The 17,347-nt window shown below is 41.6% G+C and carries 18 protein-coding genes; 2 read left to right on the forward strand and 16 right to left on the reverse strand.

Going from position 1 to position 17,347, the window contains the following annotated elements:
* Positions 1 to 416: 416 nt before the first annotated feature.
* On the reverse strand, positions 417 to 1,619 hold the full coding sequence (locus IGJ28_RS04020; RefSeq protein ID WP_409531119.1) for an acyltransferase family protein: 1,203 nt from the start codon (positions 1,617 to 1,619) through the stop codon (positions 417 to 419).
* Positions 1,620 to 1,799: 180 nt separating this feature from the next.
* Positions 1,800 to 2,282 carry a phage tail protein gene (locus IGJ28_RS04025; protein WP_103300421.1) on the reverse strand — a complete coding sequence of 161 codons (483 nt, stop codon included), beginning with the start codon at positions 2,280 to 2,282 and terminating at the stop codon, positions 1,800 to 1,802.
* A gap of 507 nt (positions 2,283 to 2,789) precedes the next feature.
* Here IGJ28_RS04025 and IGJ28_RS04030 point away from each other — a divergent pair.
* Entirely contained in the window at positions 2,790 to 3,440 is a 651-nt protein-coding gene (locus IGJ28_RS04030) for an SDR family oxidoreductase (RefSeq protein WP_060815413.1), read from the forward strand.
* A gap of 129 nt (positions 3,441 to 3,569) precedes the next feature.
* Here IGJ28_RS04030 and IGJ28_RS04035 read toward each other — a convergent pair whose 3' ends face one another.
* The 10 genes from IGJ28_RS04035 to alsS form a co-directional block, all read right to left on the reverse strand.
* A complete protein-coding gene (locus IGJ28_RS04035) occupies positions 3,570 to 4,409 on the reverse strand; it encodes a Cof-type HAD-IIB family hydrolase (protein ID WP_060815412.1) in 840 nt (279 codons plus the stop codon).
* Positions 4,410 to 4,745: 336 nt separating this feature from the next.
* The gene (locus tag IGJ28_RS04040) at positions 4,746 to 5,273 is read right to left on the reverse strand and encodes a GNAT family N-acetyltransferase (RefSeq protein WP_081131070.1); all 528 of its coding nucleotides are present in this window, start codon (positions 5,271 to 5,273) and stop codon (positions 4,746 to 4,748) included.
* Positions 5,274 to 5,606: 333 nt separating this feature from the next.
* A complete protein-coding gene (locus IGJ28_RS04045) occupies positions 5,607 to 6,206 on the reverse strand; it encodes an alpha/beta hydrolase (RefSeq protein ID WP_041120036.1) in 600 nt (199 codons plus the stop codon).
* On the reverse strand, positions 6,203 to 6,847 hold the full coding sequence (locus IGJ28_RS04050) for a flavin reductase family protein (RefSeq protein WP_003127920.1): 645 nt from the start codon (positions 6,845 to 6,847) through the stop codon (positions 6,203 to 6,205). Before IGJ28_RS04050 ends, IGJ28_RS04045 begins: the two co-directional genes overlap by 4 nt.
* A 52-nt stretch (positions 6,848 to 6,899) precedes the next feature.
* Positions 6,900 to 7,790, reverse strand: a complete 891-nt coding sequence (locus IGJ28_RS04055; RefSeq protein ID WP_438845197.1) for a ring-cleaving dioxygenase — start codon at positions 7,788 to 7,790, stop codon at positions 6,900 to 6,902.
* Between the two features lie 13 nt (positions 7,791 to 7,803).
* A complete protein-coding gene (locus IGJ28_RS04060; protein ID WP_003127918.1) occupies positions 7,804 to 8,772 on the reverse strand; it encodes a ring-cleaving dioxygenase in 969 nt (322 codons plus the stop codon).
* A gap of 10 nt (positions 8,773 to 8,782) precedes the next feature.
* A complete protein-coding gene (locus IGJ28_RS04065) occupies positions 8,783 to 9,211 on the reverse strand; it encodes a MarR family winged helix-turn-helix transcriptional regulator (RefSeq protein ID WP_195957770.1) in 429 nt (142 codons plus the stop codon).
* A 255-nt stretch (positions 9,212 to 9,466) separates the two neighbouring features.
* Positions 9,467 to 10,192 (reverse strand): glucosamine-6-phosphate deaminase, encoded by a 726-nt coding sequence (locus tag IGJ28_RS04070; protein WP_438845198.1) that lies wholly within the window; start codon positions 10,190 to 10,192, stop codon positions 9,467 to 9,469.
* Between the two features lie 396 nt (positions 10,193 to 10,588).
* Entirely contained in the window at positions 10,589 to 11,305 is a 717-nt protein-coding gene (gene budA / locus IGJ28_RS04075; RefSeq protein WP_003127915.1) for an acetolactate decarboxylase, read from the reverse strand.
* A gap of 34 nt (positions 11,306 to 11,339) precedes the next feature.
* Positions 11,340 to 12,992 carry an acetolactate synthase AlsS gene (gene alsS, locus IGJ28_RS04080; RefSeq protein WP_005469970.1) on the reverse strand — a complete coding sequence of 551 codons (1,653 nt, stop codon included), beginning with the start codon at positions 12,990 to 12,992 and terminating at the stop codon, positions 11,340 to 11,342.
* Between the two features lie 276 nt (positions 12,993 to 13,268).
* On the opposite strand from alsS, the gene IGJ28_RS04085 reads away from it, so the two are divergent.
* Complete coding sequence (locus IGJ28_RS04085; protein ID WP_438845199.1) at positions 13,269 to 14,414, forward strand: hypothetical protein; 1,146 nt, start codon at positions 13,269 to 13,271, stop codon at positions 14,412 to 14,414.
* A gap of 247 nt (positions 14,415 to 14,661) precedes the next feature.
* On the opposite strand, the gene IGJ28_RS04090 is transcribed toward IGJ28_RS04085, so the two are convergent.
* The 4 genes from IGJ28_RS04090 to IGJ28_RS04105 form a co-directional block, all read right to left on the reverse strand.
* Positions 14,662 to 15,165 carry a GNAT family N-acetyltransferase gene (locus IGJ28_RS04090; RefSeq protein WP_369915010.1) on the reverse strand — a complete coding sequence of 168 codons (504 nt, stop codon included), beginning with the start codon at positions 15,163 to 15,165 and terminating at the stop codon, positions 14,662 to 14,664.
* A 111-nt stretch (positions 15,166 to 15,276) separates the two neighbouring features.
* Positions 15,277 to 15,792, reverse strand: coding sequence for a YjbQ family protein (locus IGJ28_RS04095; protein ID WP_003127911.1), 516 nt, complete (start codon positions 15,790 to 15,792; stop codon positions 15,277 to 15,279).
* Positions 15,789 to 16,490, reverse strand: coding sequence for a triose-phosphate isomerase (locus tag IGJ28_RS04100; RefSeq protein WP_438845200.1), 702 nt, complete (start codon positions 16,488 to 16,490; stop codon positions 15,789 to 15,791). Before IGJ28_RS04100 ends, IGJ28_RS04095 begins: the two co-directional genes overlap by 4 nt.
* 10 nt (positions 16,491 to 16,500) lie before the next feature.
* Complete coding sequence (locus IGJ28_RS04105) at positions 16,501 to 17,334, reverse strand: class II fructose-bisphosphate aldolase (protein WP_003127908.1); 834 nt, start codon at positions 17,332 to 17,334, stop codon at positions 16,501 to 16,503.
* Positions 17,335 to 17,347: the final 13 nt, after the last annotated feature.

Genomic DNA, 17,347 nt, shown 5'->3' on the forward strand with positions numbered 1-17,347 from the left:
AATAGCAAGCAAACCGGGCTTTTTCAACCGTTCTCATTCTATGAAGCAGTGATAAAAATGAGAGATTTTTCTCTCGTATTTCTCACTTAACCTATTAACAAAAGAATGACCCGTGATTCTATCTCAAAAGAGGAGTCGCAGTCCGAAAAAGTTAATCTGTCAAATATGAAAAGTCTATGATAGATTCCCAGATTTCTCGAATTTTTTTTCATAATTTTTTTCTAAAAAAAAGACCGACACATGTTTTGGCGCTTGAATAAAAAGTTGGCTTTCAAAAAGCTGCAGACAACTTACTCTCGGGCGTAAGACTAAGTAATACCCCATCAAGCTGTATCTGCTAAATAGCTCATAAAGTTTCTCCTGTCGGCTCTTTCTCTCAATAAGGAATGATCCGAGGAGCAGACAAGACAACACCCTTAGTTCTTGACTGCAGGAAGAACCATTCGCCAATTCATAAAAAAGAAGAGTGAAAAGAAACTAGAAATGACCCATATACAGGGAACGAATTCAAACTTAATCACAGCGCTGCTCACTTTGAACTGATACAAGGATCCAGCTAAAATAAGGGTTAGTCCGATACTGGCAAACAGAGTTTTTAACAACAAAGCAGGTCTTAACGGTTTGCTGCGAATGTGGATAATGACCTTAGCAAATACATGGGTTAGGAATAGAATGGTTAGGAAGCTCAATATTCCGGAAGAGAGCATGCTTAGCTTCAATGCTTTACCAGTCTCTTCCACCAGAACAATGCAAATAGGATGGATAAAATAATAATATTGTGACAGTTCTCGTAATTTTTTTAAGCAGGAGTTCTGCGTTGGATTTTTTGAGAGCAGCCAAAGAAATAAGAAAAAACTCAACGGCACAAGCATCAAGATAAAATTCATGTCCAATCTGTGAATGTGAGAAAGGAACAGACCTTCCAACACGAACAAACTTCCAAATAACAAAAGAAAACTAGAACTATGTTTTCCCATTCGGGATAACTTTTCCTGATGATCATAGATGAAAAAGCCAATAAGCGTGAAAATCATGCCAAAGAACAGACCATTTCTAGTCGTAAATGTTAGCCTAATAACCAGATCAAAAAAATCTTTAAACCAACCAGATGGTAGAAGACCATAGTAGGTCTCCAAACTTCCAAATAAATAAAGAACTAGTGAAATGACAAACACTTTTTGATATGAAAAACGTTTCAACAAATTTACTATAAAAATGACCGAAAGGATAAATGCAGGGATGTACCATAAATGATAATAGGTGCCGATATGGACAAATCCAACAAACAAAGCCGCAGGAAGTAGTTCTATTGGCACTTCTTGATTTTGATGAATCCAGTCTAGCCCCATCGGAAGGAAAAGAATGCTCCATACGACGTAAGAGTTGATTAAATGCAGGAAATATTCTTTTAAATATTCCGGTCTCATCTGCATTCCCTTACGGATGAAAAATGAACTGCTAACAAAAAAGAAAGGCACCGCAATACGACAAATAATATTTTTGATAAAAAAATTGGTCTCCGCTTGAGGAATAAGGGTATCACAATGAATCATAATAACCATGATAGCCCCTGCATATTTCATTCTATCCAATGCTGGATAACTCGCTCTTTTTCCCATCCTATCCTCCATAAACTGGTAGCCACTTATTTTTTCAGCCTAAATATATCACAGCAGAGAAAAAATATTGTCCACCATAAGTCTGAACTTCTACACTGGAAGATAAGCAAAGAAAAGACGTTAAAACACGTTACATCCTTCAAAAAAAGAATGCAGCAGGTTTTAACGCCTTTCAACAGTTTACAGCCATTCTTGCTTTACAACAAAAAATGAGCCGCGAATCTCGCCAGCAAGTTTCGAACGCTGACGAGCGAATTTAAATTTCCCTTCTAGCTCAGCAGGAACCGGCATCCCTTCCGACAGTTTGATACCAACTGCACGTTTCGGAGGCTTTCCTTCACTGGTTCCATGTTTTTCATAGAGTAAATTAAGGACCATGCCACTCTCATAATAGAATTCAGGCCAAAAAAGATCGTCATCTTCGTAAAGTGCTACTTCAAGAATGGGTGATTCAAAAACTAGATCCCGTTCTTCTTTTAAGATCTGCTTGATCAGTGCCACCAAATCAGGCTTTTCAGCAGCTGGAGAGGTGGTATACACATATTTGTATTTGTTCCAAAAGTAACGCGCTTCATTTGCCCGCAGACCGGCTAATTTTTCTGCAACAGGAGAGCTCTCTAATCCATCCGTCACTACATTTTTAAAATCCACTTCGTAAGCCATTTCTTTTCTCCTTACGTTTATTTGATCAATCACCAATACTAGCGCCTTTCAAGGCAAATAATGATCATTTGATGGCTTGATTATAACACTAAAGAGGAATGACAGGTCACTAGCTAGCTTAAGGAAATGGTTTAGCCAGTACTAGTTGGTACAAGCAACTGGATAGTCAGTCATTATTGTTTTGGAGGACAAAGAACTAGTTGTCATTGTTTGTCGAATAGTAGGAGGGATGCTATGCTTAATCTAGAAAGATTTTTGATCAATCATCTATCGATATAAGTTTAGCTAAAAAAATTCCCTTCAATCTCTGAAGAGAAAACCAATAACAAAGGGCTATGACCTAAGTAAACATCCAACGAAATGATCTGAGTTGGAGGAGCGGTCGAATACTTTTCATAAAGCTGTGATCAGAATCTATGAGATCACAGAAGCCTGTCTCTTAGTATTCAGATCTTCCGTTTATTAAAATACTTACAGTCATCCCCTTTTCTGAAAAGGAGAATCTCTATGAAAGTCTTATTTATTGGTGCATATGGCAAAGTCGGTCAGCATTTCGCCGAGCAACTGAAGAATCATCCACAGATCAAGGAAAAAGCCTTGATCCGAAATCCTGAACAAGTTCCTTTCTTTGAAGAGAAAGGGATCGAGACGGTACTACTGGATTTGGCTTCCAGCTCGATTGAAACGATCGCAGAAGCAGCAAACGAAGTTGACGCTATTGTTTTCAGTGCTGGTGCCGGCGGCAAAGGACTAGAAAAAACGATAGCAGTCGATCTAGATGGTGCCGTCAAAGCCATGGAAGCGGCAAAGAAAGCGGGCGTCAAACGTTTCGTCATGGTCAGCACTTTCAGAAATGATCGGGAAGAACTGTTGAAACAAAATAGTTTGCAGCCTTACACGATCGCCAAATATTATGCGGATGAATGGTTGAGAAGCCGCACCGACTTGGACTGGACCATCGTCCATCCCGGCGGTTTGACAGACGATCCGGGAACAGGCAACGTCAAAGCAGGCAAACGCAACGAGTTCGGCTCGATTCCGCGGGCAGATGTTGCTGCCACATTGATCGCTGTTTTGGAAAATGAAAACAGTATTGGCAAAGAATTTGAAGTCATCAGCGGAGAAACACCAATTGCTGAGGCCATTCACGAATTATAAAACCATCTGATGAAATAGTCCCCTTTCGTTAACAAGCAGACCCTGCCACTATGTTGTCTCTCAAGCGACAACATAGTGGCAGGGTCTTTTAGGGCGAAATGCAGGCTGTGCCTTCTCCAAACAGCATGCTTATCTTGTACCTTTAATCATTGCTAACGCTTGCGAAACACCATCTTCGTCATTTGAAACGGTCACATGATCTGCTAATTCTTTGATTGCTGGATGACCGTTTGCCATGGCAAAACTTATATCCGCGTTCTTAAACATTTCTAAGTCATTTAAACTATCTCCAATAGCGAATTTTGTTGGCTGGTCTAATTCATAAATGCGGCTAAGATGATCAAAAACAAAGCCCTTGGATACGGAGCGAGGAACGATTTCAAGATTGACGGCCGCTGATTCAGTAACAGAGACATTTGGTATATTTTCTATCTGCGGAAATAGCTCTTTTTTTATCTCACGATTAGGGACGAAAACAAACAGTTTATAAACATTAATATTTTTTTGATTGATGATTTCTTCAATCGCATCGTAAGCTGTCGACTGAATCGTATTTTCATAATCAAGTTCATAATTCAGTTCTTCTACAGGAAATTCTTGACCAATCGCATAGAAAATGTTTTTCATCTCTTCTTGATAGTTTTGCGATTCATAGCTGCCTTGATTGGTATATATTTTTGTTGGAAACGCTGAAACGATCTGGCTCACTTCTTTTACAGCTTGGGGATCAAATGGAAAATCAAAAATCAGCTTGTCTTGATCGTACCCAATGGCACCATTCAATCCGACCGCCGGGATCGCTAAATCAGCTTCTTTGAGGATCGCCTGAATATCTCCTACTTCTCGACCCGAACAAATAAAGGGGAAACAATCACTGGAAAGCGACTTTAAAGAAGCGGCATTTTTATGACTGATCTTTTGCTCCGAGTTTAGTAGTGTTCCATCCAAATCAATTCCTATTAAATTCATGATATACGCTCCTATGTTGTTTTTCTTTATTATACGTTTTAACTTAGGAGTTGACCAATACCTTTCGCACATAGGTTGTTATCTCTACAACAGCGAATTTATTCATATGCCTTGACTTCGCTCAAACAAATGTCCTAATAGTTAGAGCATTGCTCTAACTAGCCAGTTCAAAAAAAGAGGAGAATGAACTAAAACGATGGATATCATCAAGATATTGATTATGAAAGACTCTTGTAACCGATGACTTTAATCAGTATCCTGCTGGAAATCTATTTTTGCGCTATCTGCGATTTTTATCCAGATAGACCTCTTTAATAAGCAATATGATTTAGTGCCTTAATTACTTTTATTCAGGCCATTGTCAGCATCTGCTAATTCATATACCATCACGACTGTCGAACAACGCTCACCGACTTGATTCACCCAATGATCTTTCAAAAAACCGCTTTGTTTGAACCCTACTTTTTCGTATAATTTCAGTGCCGGCTCATTTGTAGAATTGACAGTGATTTCGATTCGATTAAAGCGATTTTGGGCAGCAATCCTTTGCATGCCTTTTTCTAAAGCCGCTTTCCCATAGCCTTGCCTTTGCCTTGACAGTTCACCAATCTTTATATCAAACGTTGCTCCTTTAGCTTCGATAGGCTTGTAGGCAAATTCTCCAATGGGGTGGCCTTTTTCGTCTATAATCAATAAAAACTCACCAGAAACCTCCTCGTAGTAATGAAGCGATTGCTGTACTTCCTCAATGCTCACTGCTAACCCTTGAGGGAAACCGACCGCTGCCATCACCTTTCCGTCTTGCCACCATTTCTGGATCAGTGGGCTATCATCTATTGTTGCTTTTCTTAATGAAATTGCCAATTCTTTTCTCCTTTATTTTTATCAGTTGTCTCTCTCACGAGGGCACATCCAAGAAGAACCTCGTTCGATTATTTCAGATACTTTTGCAGAGCATTCTCACTTCTTCTATGACCTCAATAGAAAGTCTATTTAATAAATTGGTTTGCCTATTAATCAATAGTATGGCATAAAAATAAGCAGCAGTAAACGCTACCTGAATTTCTAAACTTTTTCTATAAAAAAACAGCAGCCACTGGATCTTGTCTGCCCCTTTGGTTGCTGTTTTTTTAAATTGTTGTCTTCAGTTGTGTTTTTTTACAGTATATATAGTGTTAAACACTGTTTCACAACCAGTTAATCTGCCTTTTCTAACCACTTTCGTGATTTTTCAACTTCTTGATAGGTCAGTTGATGACTTGGGGTCCAAACATATTCTATTTGTGCACCTCGAGACTCAAAAATCGCTTGCACATACTTGCTGTCTTCCACAGAAACGATAGGGTCCTTCAGACCAAAACTCATAAATACGTTTGTTTGTGCCAGTAGGTGATTGGGTAATTTCGATACTGGATACATTGGATGGTACAAAATCGCTTTTTGAAAAAGAGCACTGAATTCCAGCAATAGATTGAGCGCAATATTGGCTCCATTAGAGTAACCAACCAAGACAACTTGTTCGATTGAGAAACCTTTTTCTTTAGCGACTTCTTGAATGAATGCTGCCAGTTCTTGCCCCCGGAACATTAAATCTTCTTCATCATAAATGCCTTCTGCTAATCGTTTGAAATAGCGGGGCATGCCATTCTCTAAAACATTGCCTCGAATACCTAGCAATGATGCTTGGGGATCTAGGTCGTGACCTAGATCAAGCAAAGAGCGTTCATCGCCGCCGGTTCCATGTAACAAGACAAGTACGGGAGCAGCTGGTTTTCCTTGGTGAAAGATAAAGTTCATTTGTCCTCCTTCTCGTTTGGTCGTGCCAAATCGAAGATCTCGCCGATCTCAGCATACGAATTTCCCGCAAGTCGGCTAACTGCCGCCAATTTTTTGGGATTGATTTTTCCTTCTTCATAGACCTGTTCATTTATTTGATACCCAGTGATTTTAAGTAAGAGCAGATCCACTTTTATCTCTTCTTTGTTTTTTTCCTTGGTTTCTTCCTCGTTAATCGGTACATGTTGGTAAAGGGTGGTTTCAAAGCGAATTTTCGCCTCTTGCAATCCGGGTACGCCAACCGTTTGAGAAGGGACTGGCGTAAAATTTGCGACGGTCAATTCACTTTGTTCTGCAGGTAACAGTGCCGCTGCCTGATTGGCTGCTTCCACATTGCTGCGATCCAAGATATGGATCACTGCTTCCTTGGTCGTGAGTAAGTTACGAGCCGTATCTTTCATCGTGCCCTTTTTTCGCTGAACAGCGATCGAAACGATGGCGGGTTCTGAACTGACGATCGAAAAGAAACTGAAGGGGGCAATGTTTACGGTCCCTTCTGCCGATCGTGTCGTTACGATGGCAACCGGCCGCGGAATGATCGAGCCGATCAATAATTTATAATTTTCTCTTTGCGTCAGATTTTGGGGATCCAAATAAATCATGCAACACCGCTTTCTCTTTTTTGTGTATGATTGATGACTTCCTACTTGTAAATTAAACAGTCAATTTGGGTAAATGAGCTGTGATTTCTCCGCGGCGCTCTTCAAATTGAGGGGGCAATTTGAGTGCTGTCCCCAGGGTTTCCAATGGTTCATCGATGAGAAATCCCGGAGATTCCGTTGCAATCTCAAAAAGGATCGTACCAGGCTCTTTAAAATAGACGGCTTTGAAGTAGTTACGATCTTTGATTTCTGTAACACCATACCCTTTTGTATAAAGGTCATCTTGCCAGTTGATTTGGCTTTCCTCATTCGGGACCGACCAGGCAATATGATGGACGGTACCGACACCCCAACGACCAGGTCTCAGTGGCTCTGTTGGTAGGAGAATCTCGTGTTTCACTGGTCCGGCAGTCACCAATCGTCGGTTTGATTCTGTCTCCGCTACAACTTGCAGCCCTAGATCATGGGTCAACGTCTTGAATGTTTCCTCTGGCTTAGCGGAAAGTAAGACCGCTCCATGGAACCCAAGAATCGCGTTTGTTTCCGCTGCTTCCCCTTCCACTAGCGCTAAAGACAGTTCATGAGGATCTTGAAGTTCCAATGTTGGTTGCCCAAATAGATGGCTCTCATGAACAGTGACTTGATGATGGGCCAATTGTTGTTTCCAATAGTCGCTGCTGCCTTTAGGAATGCGAAAGGCAATCGTGCCCACCTGTCCGCTACCGACACGACCAGGATGCGCGTTGGCCCATGGGAAAAAGGTAATGATCGTGCCATTTTCAATGGACAGATTGCTGTAGTAGAGATGATACGTATAAGGATCATCAAAGTTGACGGTTTGTTTGACTAAACGCAAGCCTAATACTTCGCGGTAGAAGTCTACATTTACTTGCGGGTCACCGACGATTGCGGATATATGGTGGATTTGTTGAATGGGTTGCATCATTTTTACCTCCTTAGTTATGGCTGCGAGTGGTATCAAACGGCTTGATCGCTTTTTCGATCATTGCACGTTGGTCTTCCAAAAACGGAGCCAGTGATAATTTTTCGCCCAATGTTTCGTAAGGCTCGTCACCCATGAAGCCAGGTTCATCTGTCGCTAATTCAAAAAGAATATGTCCTACACGTACATACAGCGATTCAAAATAGTAGCGGTCCACATAGCCAGAATTCGCGAGACCCAAATTTTCAAAAACTTCTTGCCATACGGCTAAAGATTGGCGATCGGCTAAACGAAAGGCGACGTGATGCACTTCCCCGTCTCCTTGTTGTGCTTGTGGGCTTGTGGTATCTTCGACTAAGACGATTTCTGCCCCATTGCCCCCCTCGCCAACTTCTAATAGCGTGCGATTTCCTTCTTGATCGATGGCTTTGAATCCAAAGACATTTTCCAGTAATCCCTTGAAATCAGCAAAATAAGAAACGGAGATTTCGACTGGGCCTAAACCATAAATAGCGAATTCTTCTGGAACTGGCCCTTGTTTCCATGGAATACCTGCTTTGACGCCTTGATTGTGTTCATCAGAAATCAATTGGTAAGATTGCTGATCAAAATCCCAGAAGCGCAACACTTTTTTGCCAAATTCTGTTGTGATCGCTTCATGTTTCACATCAAATGTCTCAAAACGCTTTTTATAATAGTCTAATGCAGCATCGGATGGTACGCGAAAGCCTGTACGGGTAATTGAATTTGTTCCTTTACTGCCACGATCGGTATTGGGAAAATCAAAGAATGTCATCGTGGTTCCTGGGGAACCTAGATCATCCGCAAAATATGTGTGGTAGGTATAAATATCATCTTGATTGACAGTTTTCTTCACTAAACGCATCCCCAAAATCTCTGTAAAGAAGTGATAGTTTCTTTCGACATCACTGGTCATGGCTGTTACATGGTGTACCCCTAGTAATTGGTCTTGCTTTCTCATTTTTTCTTCCTCATTTCTCGTTATAAGTTATTTTTCGTAATAATGTTTTTAATGTTTGCAACTCGTCAATACTAAGCGAGGCAAAACTTGCCGCAATTTTTGTGGCATGAGTTGGAAAGATCTGATCCATCAATTCTGCCCCTTTATCTGTCAGACTGACATAGGTGATTCGCTGATCCGTTTGACTTGTTTCTCGACGAACGCAGCCTTTTTTTACGAGTTGATCGATGACGTACGTCGTGCTGCTGCTGGCAATCAAGATTTTTTCTTTGATGGCTTGGGTGGTGTGTGTACCTTTATGATAAAGCAGTTCCAGAACGGAAAACTCTGTCAGATTCAAGCCATAACAGCGGACATCTTGTTTAGCCACCTGCTCTAAGTGACTGCTGCTGCGTAATAAACCAATATAGGCCTTCAATGCTTCCTCTTGATGATCCATTTCCTCACCTCGCTCGATTTATTTCGAATTCGAGATAATAATAACTTACTTTTTGTAAGTTGTAAAACAATCTGCTTTCCTTCTGAAACAAGCTTTGTCAACGTACAACAAAAACCCCCTTACCATTAGAATCCTTTTAAGCAAAAAGGATCTAATGGTAAGAGGGGGATTGACTTCTATTTGTAGCAGGTGTGTATTGTCCAATCTACTAGGAACTACTTCATTAAGATATAGAGAAAAATCAAATTCCGCTGGTTAGTATGAAAGCAGCGAGGCAGCCTCTTTATCAACGATCAATGTCATATCTGGATGGGTCGTCAATAGCGTTGCCGGAACGTCCTCCATTACTGTTCCATCTACTAATTGTTTGACGATGCCTGCTTTTTTCTTGCCATTGGCGATCATTACCAATTTCTTCACCTGCATGATGCTTTTTGGTCCCATTGTTACATAGAAATCAGGTTGTTTTTCTTTGTCTCCACCAACCTCACTTAACAAAACCTCAGCCATCTCGGGTGTCGCATTCGCATTCACGCGACTCGTTAAATCTCCAAATTTTGTCGTGTTCGGTAAATTCCCACAGAAATGGCCATCTGATCCAACCCCCAGCAACACTATATCCAATCCACCATCGGCTTTGATTCGTTCATCTTGTGTTTCATAATTCGTCCAGTCCAAGACATGGATTCTTTCACGATCAATTTCCGCTGGTCCAAAAAACAGGTTGTGCAAGTTCGTCATCGTGACACCATAGCGGTCTTCTTCTCCTTTGAATGGAATCTCATCAAAGTTATAAAAGTGAACGTGATCAAAATATTTTTTATTTTTTACTAGTGGTACCAGCATTTCATACACCCCTTTTGGTGTTGATCCAGCGGTGATTGAAATATTCTTCCGATGCTGGCTGTGCATTACGCCTAAAAGGTGCTGTACGGCTACTTGGCTCATCTCTTGATAATCTTCCGTGATGATAACTTTCATGTGTCTTCCCTCTTTCTCATTCGTTTCGTGGACAGCGGCCCTTAATGGAATTACCTTCTTAAAAAAAGCCCTTTCACTTTCTATTGTATAGGAAAAACAGGCCAAATTGTTCGACTTATTTGAAATTTATTTTTGCATTCTATGGCGCACATCTTTTTGATCCATCCGAGAACTACAATTCTTCCCCTTGGGCGAATGTACAGCTGCAGGAAATCTATTCAATACTAAAAAAAGCATCTGATACAGAATGAAGTCGGAAATCAGCAATGAAATCAGCACTTTTCTCCTATTTACTTCCTAACCTTCTAATCTGTATTTCAGATACTTTTTTTCAGAAAATAATCCATCAGCGAAGAATCAAATGCAACGCAAAATCTACCTAACTATAGCAAAAAATCATTCTGCTTCTTCGATATCCCGGGCAATTTTTTCCACGTCGATTTCCCGCTGCAAGAACTCAGCATTCTCTATGGGAAAATGTTGACGAAACTCGGCTACTTCCATTACTTCTGCTTCACCACTGATTAAGCTAAAATCCAGTACATGACCAGCAAACTGATGATCGTCACTAATAAAGTGCAGATGGAAGCCTGCTGCTGCAGCACCATGGAAAAGTTTCGGGGTAAAGAAGCCTACGATAGTTCCTGCTATTTCTGTCGCCGTAAATTCAGGTTGATTTTGAATGATTTCAACGAATTTTGGATAGGGCTTTTCTTGTTTAGGCGCTACCCGCACGTGCATCGTATCAAACATTCCATGAAGCTTGATGGCCGCAAACAAATTGGGACTGATGGTCGCTAATAATCTTCCCTTGACTTCTTCATCCGTAGCTTCTGTGTCAAAAGCAAGTTCATCCGTGGCTGCAAAATCAACGACAGCTGCATACGGCGTCGTCTCGGTCCCTGTCAGCTGCTTCACCTGTCCTGTTTCGTCAACATGATAAATCACGCCCTCCAAGAAAATAATCTCACCATTTGAACCAGCTAATGTACCGATTCCTGTATCACCATAGGCTAACATCTTGCCGATTTGTTCGGTACCATCCATCAAATCTTCCATCAACCCGCCTAAAGTTCCGTGTTGATATAAATAACTTTTGCTTTTCACGTTCATCATGAAGCTCCTTCTATTAGTAAAATAAATACTCTTAGTAAAATTGATCCGGCAAAATCGTCTTGCCTAATTCGGCATTATCGGAATAATCGACCGGGATATCAATGACGACTGGTCCATCAGTTGCAAACCCTTCTTCGATCGCGGCTGTCAATTCTTGTTTTGTTGTGGCACGTAATCCCTTTGCCCCAAAGGCTTCCGCGTATTTGACAAAGTCTACAGGACCAAATTGAACACCTGAAGCACGATCATATTTCATTTCTTCCTGAAATTTCACCATATTGTAGGTGCCATCATTCCAGATAAGATGAATGATGTTCTGTTTTAAGCGAACAGCCGTTTCTAATTCTTGTGAAGAGAATAAGAAACCACCATCACCAGATACGGAAATAATTTGCGTATTCGGCCGCACTAATGCTGCCGCAATTCCCCATGGCAATGCCACACCTAATGTCTGCATCCCATTACTAAACAATAGATGGCGAGGTTCATAACTGCGGAAATGACGCGCCATCCAAATGTAGTGACTGCCGACATCAACAGTCACGGTCATCTCATCCGTCACTTTTTGCTGCAATGTATCAATGATCTCCAATGGATGCAATGTTTGTTCTGTTCCACGGGCCTCTATTTGCTTTTCGGTTAATTTTTCTTGCAACGTAGCTAAATAGTTCTGTGCATCTGCTGATAACGTATATTGATCGATGGCTTGTGTCACTTGCTCAATGATTTTGGCAATGCTGCCTAACAGCTCTACTTCAGGCTGCATGTATGGATCGATTTCCATCGGTACTTCATCAATCACAATAATCCGTGCGTCTTTCTCTGCATTCCAATTGCGCGCTTCATATTCAATCGGATCATACCCCACAGCGATCACTAAATCACTTCGTTTTAGCAGCATGTCTCCTGGCTGATTACGGAACAAGCCCACACGGCCAAAGAAATGGTCTTCCAAAGCACGAGAAATGATTCCTGCTCCTTGAAAAGTTTCCACGACTGGTAATCCCGTTTTCGCTATCAAATGACGAATGGCTTCTGTCTCGCTTTCAGCAGAAGCCCGCATGCCTAGTAATAAAACCGGTAGTTTTGCTTCCTTGATGCGTTCAACGAGATCCTCGATATCCTCTGGATTCGCTTGTCCTAATTTTGGCGCTGATAATGGCTTGATGGCACTTCCTTCGACTTGGCCATCCGTTACATCTTGTGGTATCGACAGAAAACTGGCACCTTTTTTTGCGGTTTTAGCGATTCGAAATGCATTTGCGATATTTTCAGATAATGTTTCGGGATCTTGGATCTCCGTGCTGTATTTGGTTATTGGACTAAAGAGAGCAGCGTTGTTCATACTTTGATGGGTCAGTTTCGATAAATCAGAACGTTTCACTTGCCCAGCCAATGCCAGAACTGGATCTCCTTCAGCTGTCGCTGTCACTAATCCCGTTGCTAAATTACTGGCACCTGGACCACTGGTAGCAATGACTACTCCTGGCTCTCCAGTCAAACGGCCAATGGCTTGTGCCATAAATGCAGCATTCTGTTCATGCCGGGCTAAGATCAATTGTGGTCCATGGTCTTCTAATGTATCGAAGACACCATCGATTTTTGCTCCTGGAATCCCAAAAATATAGGGGACGTGATGATTTTCTAAACTTTCAACAATAATTTCTGAACCTTTTTTACTCACTGTACTACCTCTTTTCAAAATCTGTATTAATCTCACGACTAATAATAGCACTTTTCTTTTATTTATCAAGAATAATACACTATTTTAATCTGTATTAAAAAAATAGCAATTAAAAGGAACCGTTTTCTAGCGCTCCCTAAAAAGGATTCTATAAATAAGAACGATTCGTAAAAACAAATTGTTATTATCTAGTTTTATTTTCTTATTTTTTTCATGTTTTTAATATAAATCATGTTATAATAAAGACATCAAAAAGTGAAAGGAACTAGAAAAGTTATGGGTATGTGGATTAGTTTGGTCAGTTTCTTAGCAGTAATTGTAAGCGGTATTTTGTTGATTATCGCTGCCATCAAGAAGCGACCGAAAAAAAGATTGGGATTTATTTTATGCGGAAGCGTTATTCTATTTTTTGCTGGTTCAATTTTATCTCCGAGCAATTTGACACTATCTGTTATTTCACCTGAAATACAAACGGATGAAACAGGAAAAGCGACTATCGAAGGGGAAGCCACGGCCGATGCTGTCCTAACGATCAATGGGGAAACGGTCAAAAACAGTAAAGGTTCTTTTAGCTACACAGTTCACCTGAATGATGCCACTGAGCAACAAGTTGTGGTAAAAGCTGCCTTAAATGATCAGAAAAAAGAACAGGAAGTCTTGATCAAACCTTCCAAAGAATTTGTGGCTTATTTAGAAGCAGAAAAAGCGGAGAAAGAACTGATTAAACAGGTCGAAACTGCACTAGCGTTGGCAGAATCTAAACCAACACAAAAAAATTATGATGAAGCAGCAACATTGGTTCATTCTCTCAGCAAAACATATGACGATTATGATCAACGTTTGGCCGTCCTCCAAGATCATCTGCAGATCGCCAGCGCGTTAGAAAAAGCGGAACAAAGTCTAAGCAGAACAGACCTTGAGGCAGCTGCCAAGCTTGTTGCAGCAACAAGTTCGACGAAAACTGAATTTGAAGATCGACTGGCTTCTTTACAAACAAAAGTTGAAGAGAAAGAAACACAAGCGAAATTGCAAGCACAAGCGACCAAAGCTGTTGAAAAAGCCGAAGCAGAGCCGACTGAAGCAAACTTAGCTAGTGCAACTTCTGCGATTGCCAAGCTTCCCTCAGCAGATGATGGATTGACGCAGCGAGCTGAAGCTGTTCGCCAATCGATTCGTGAAGAACAAGAACGGCAGCTTGCTAAAGCCGAACAAGAACGGCAAGCAGCCGCCGCTGCGGAACAGCAGGCAAACCAAGCCAGCCAGTCAAATCAAACCACAAGCAATCAAGCAGAAGAATATGTCATGATCACCCGTACAGGGAAGAAGTATCACACCCATAAATGCGGCAATGGTACTTATTTCCCAGCTACGTTGTCCGAAGCTTTAAGCAAAGGATTGACCCCCTGCGAGAAGTGTTACTGATTTTTTTGAATATGGAACAGAATCTAGACAGCGTTCTTCCTTTCTAATCAAAGGAAAGAACGCTGTTTTTGGCGAACAAATATGCGGTTCACACCATTCTTCCTAAAATTTCTAGCAGAACCGAGATACGTCGAAGCTTGTTTGGTCGTAGAAAAAATCGTCAAAGCTAGTATGCTCCTAGCATTGACGTTCATCGTATTTTCTGTAGATTATACCTGTTAGATAGAAATAACATGCTGGTTGCTTGTCAAAAGGACTTAGAAAGATAAAGCACAAGATCGTCATTATTGTAACAAGCAGCACCCATTGCCAAGACTTGATTCTCAAACCAAACCCCTGATCCGTCAGGTAAGTAGCCATTTTTTAAATACAGTCGCTGTGCAGGGCCATAACCAGAATGAAGCCCCACACCAATGGTGATCACAGACGAAAATGTTTTGGCTTGTTCTTCTGCAGCTTGGAGCAGCTTAGCGCCGATTCCTTGCCGCTGAAAGTTTTGAAAGACATTTAGATCGGTGATCTCCGGATAGCCATTCTTTTTAAAAGGACCGGCTTTTGCGTGGGGAATCAATGTCGCATAGCCTGCAATCTGTCCCGAGTCTTCCGCAACAAAGACCTGTCGCAGTCCGCGGCTCTGTTCTTGAAGATATCTCTCTAATGTAGCTTGACGACTAGGCCATTGTTGTGCAAGAAACGCTTGATCGATTGATCGACAATCACTAGCTGTCATTGGGCGAATAATCAAATTGATCCCTCCATAAATTTCATTGTCTCATTGATTATAACGCATTTCGGCTCAAGCGTTCGACTTTCCCCATGTCCTTGCAGAATACTGCTGCCCCAGTTGCCACTAGCAGTTGCTTTATTCACCCATCAACATAAGATGGCAGGTTCGATTTCTAACTCGGTTTTGGTCAAAATCCACGAAATAAATATACCCTACAGAACCAATTTCAAGCTTTCCTTCATGTAAAATAAAACTTTCACTCGCCCCGAAAAACGAAGAACGGATATGGGCATCGCCATTTAAAATCGTTGCTGGATCTGTCGGATAGTTAGGATCATCTAGGCTCATCAGAAATTCCAAATGTTTCGGTCCAGGGTAACGATAATTTGTATTTTCCGAGAGTTCTCTAGGCACTAGTTTATCCAAAATGCGATTCAGATCAACTTGTAAAAATTCATCCCCATTAAAATCCGTATCATGCATGAATTCCTCGAAAATGACGGAACAAGTTGTGTGTGGGGATTGGACTAAACAGATGCCGTTTTTGATTTGGCTTCTCTCTACAAAGTCCTTCACTTCTTGCGTAATATTATGATAAGATACCCGATTGCCATTTGATGTCAATGTTAGCTGTTCTTTCGCGAATTTCATCTTTTAATCCCCTCATCTCTTAGCTCAGCAACTTTTTTGATCATTTCTGTCAAAACGTTCTGCGGATCTGGCGCGCAGACGATACCACTGGTGCCACCCGTTCCGTCTGCTCCTGATTGCAGTGCTTTTGCCACATCGTCTGCGGTCGAAATACCAGCCGCTTGTAAAATCTTGATTTCTTTGTTGATGGCACGGATGGCTTGATTGGTTTCTTCCATATAAGAAACGTCGCTCGTTTGACCGGTACCAATCAATTCAGTTGGTTCACAAACCATAATGTCAGGCTGCAGAGCTGCCACTGCTTTAGCTTCTTGCAGTGAATTCGCGCAAGCAATCGTGATGAGCCCCAACTCATCTGCCCGATTAATCGCTTTTGCGAGTTCAACTAATGTCATTGGGTGTTCTGCATGATTGAGAAATGTCGCTGCTACGCCGACATTTGCTACTGATTCAGGTAAGACGTAGCCCATTCCCCGGCCAACAGTCATGCCATCGATGTGTTGAACCGTAATGAACAAATGATTCGTAGCTTGTTTGATCGTTGCGGCATCTGCGTGCTGCACCGTGAACAAGATATCAACGTCATATTTTTCCGCTAATTGATCGGCAGCTTTTGCCAGTGCCAAGGATTCTTTTCCGTATAAATAGGCTTTGGGATTGACTACAAAAAAGGGTGCTCGTAACTGCTTTTTCCTCATGCTTATCCTCCTAACAAGTTTTTGTATGAAAAACGTGATAGTAATGTGCTAGCGTATCTGCCATTCCTTGATTCGCTGCTTTCTTTAGTTCAAAGTAGTCAGCAGGCTGCTGTTCTTGAATCTTGGTCATTGCGGCTGTAACGAAATCTGTAAAGATGTTGATTTTTCGGATCCCGCCTTGTGCACATTTTTCAAGATTTTCATCACCAGAAGAAGAACCGCCATGTAAGACTAACGGAATAGTAATGGCTTGATGGATCTCACTTAGTACATCAAAGTTGATTTTAGGCGTTCCTCGGTAATGCCCATGGGCTGTGCCGATCGAAACGGCTAACGAATCAACATTCGTTTGTTCAGCAAATCTTACTGCTTCATGGAAGTCGGTATAAATCGAATCAGAAAGCCCCGTTGCTTCCAAACTGCCGCCAGAGCCGACATGCCCAATTTCTGCCTCTACGACCACCCCATATTGATGGGCATAATCGGCGATCGCTTTGGAGCGGCGGATATTTTCTTCAAGCGGGTCTTCTGATGCATCGATCATGACAGAAGTGAAGCCTAAACGAATCGCTTCTTTGATGACTTCCTCATCTTGACCATGATCCAAATGCAATGCTACGGGGAAGGCGCTTTTTTCAGCCAAATACTTCCCAATCAGGGCTGCTTCTTCCAAACTCAGCATATCCATATGTGATTGGGCAAAAGCCAAGATCAATGGACACCCTAGCCTAGCAGCCGTTTCAACATAGGTGCGGGCACTGTCTAGATCAAAAAAGTTGGCTGCGGGAATGGCATAGTTGAATTCCTCTGCATGGTCAAACATTTCTTTTGTGGTAACAAGCATTTTGCAAGACTCC

It is taken from the genome of Enterococcus sp. AZ091, assembly GCF_051714805.1.
Lineage (GTDB): Bacteria > Bacillota > Bacilli > Lactobacillales > Enterococcaceae > Enterococcus_D > Enterococcus_D gallinarum.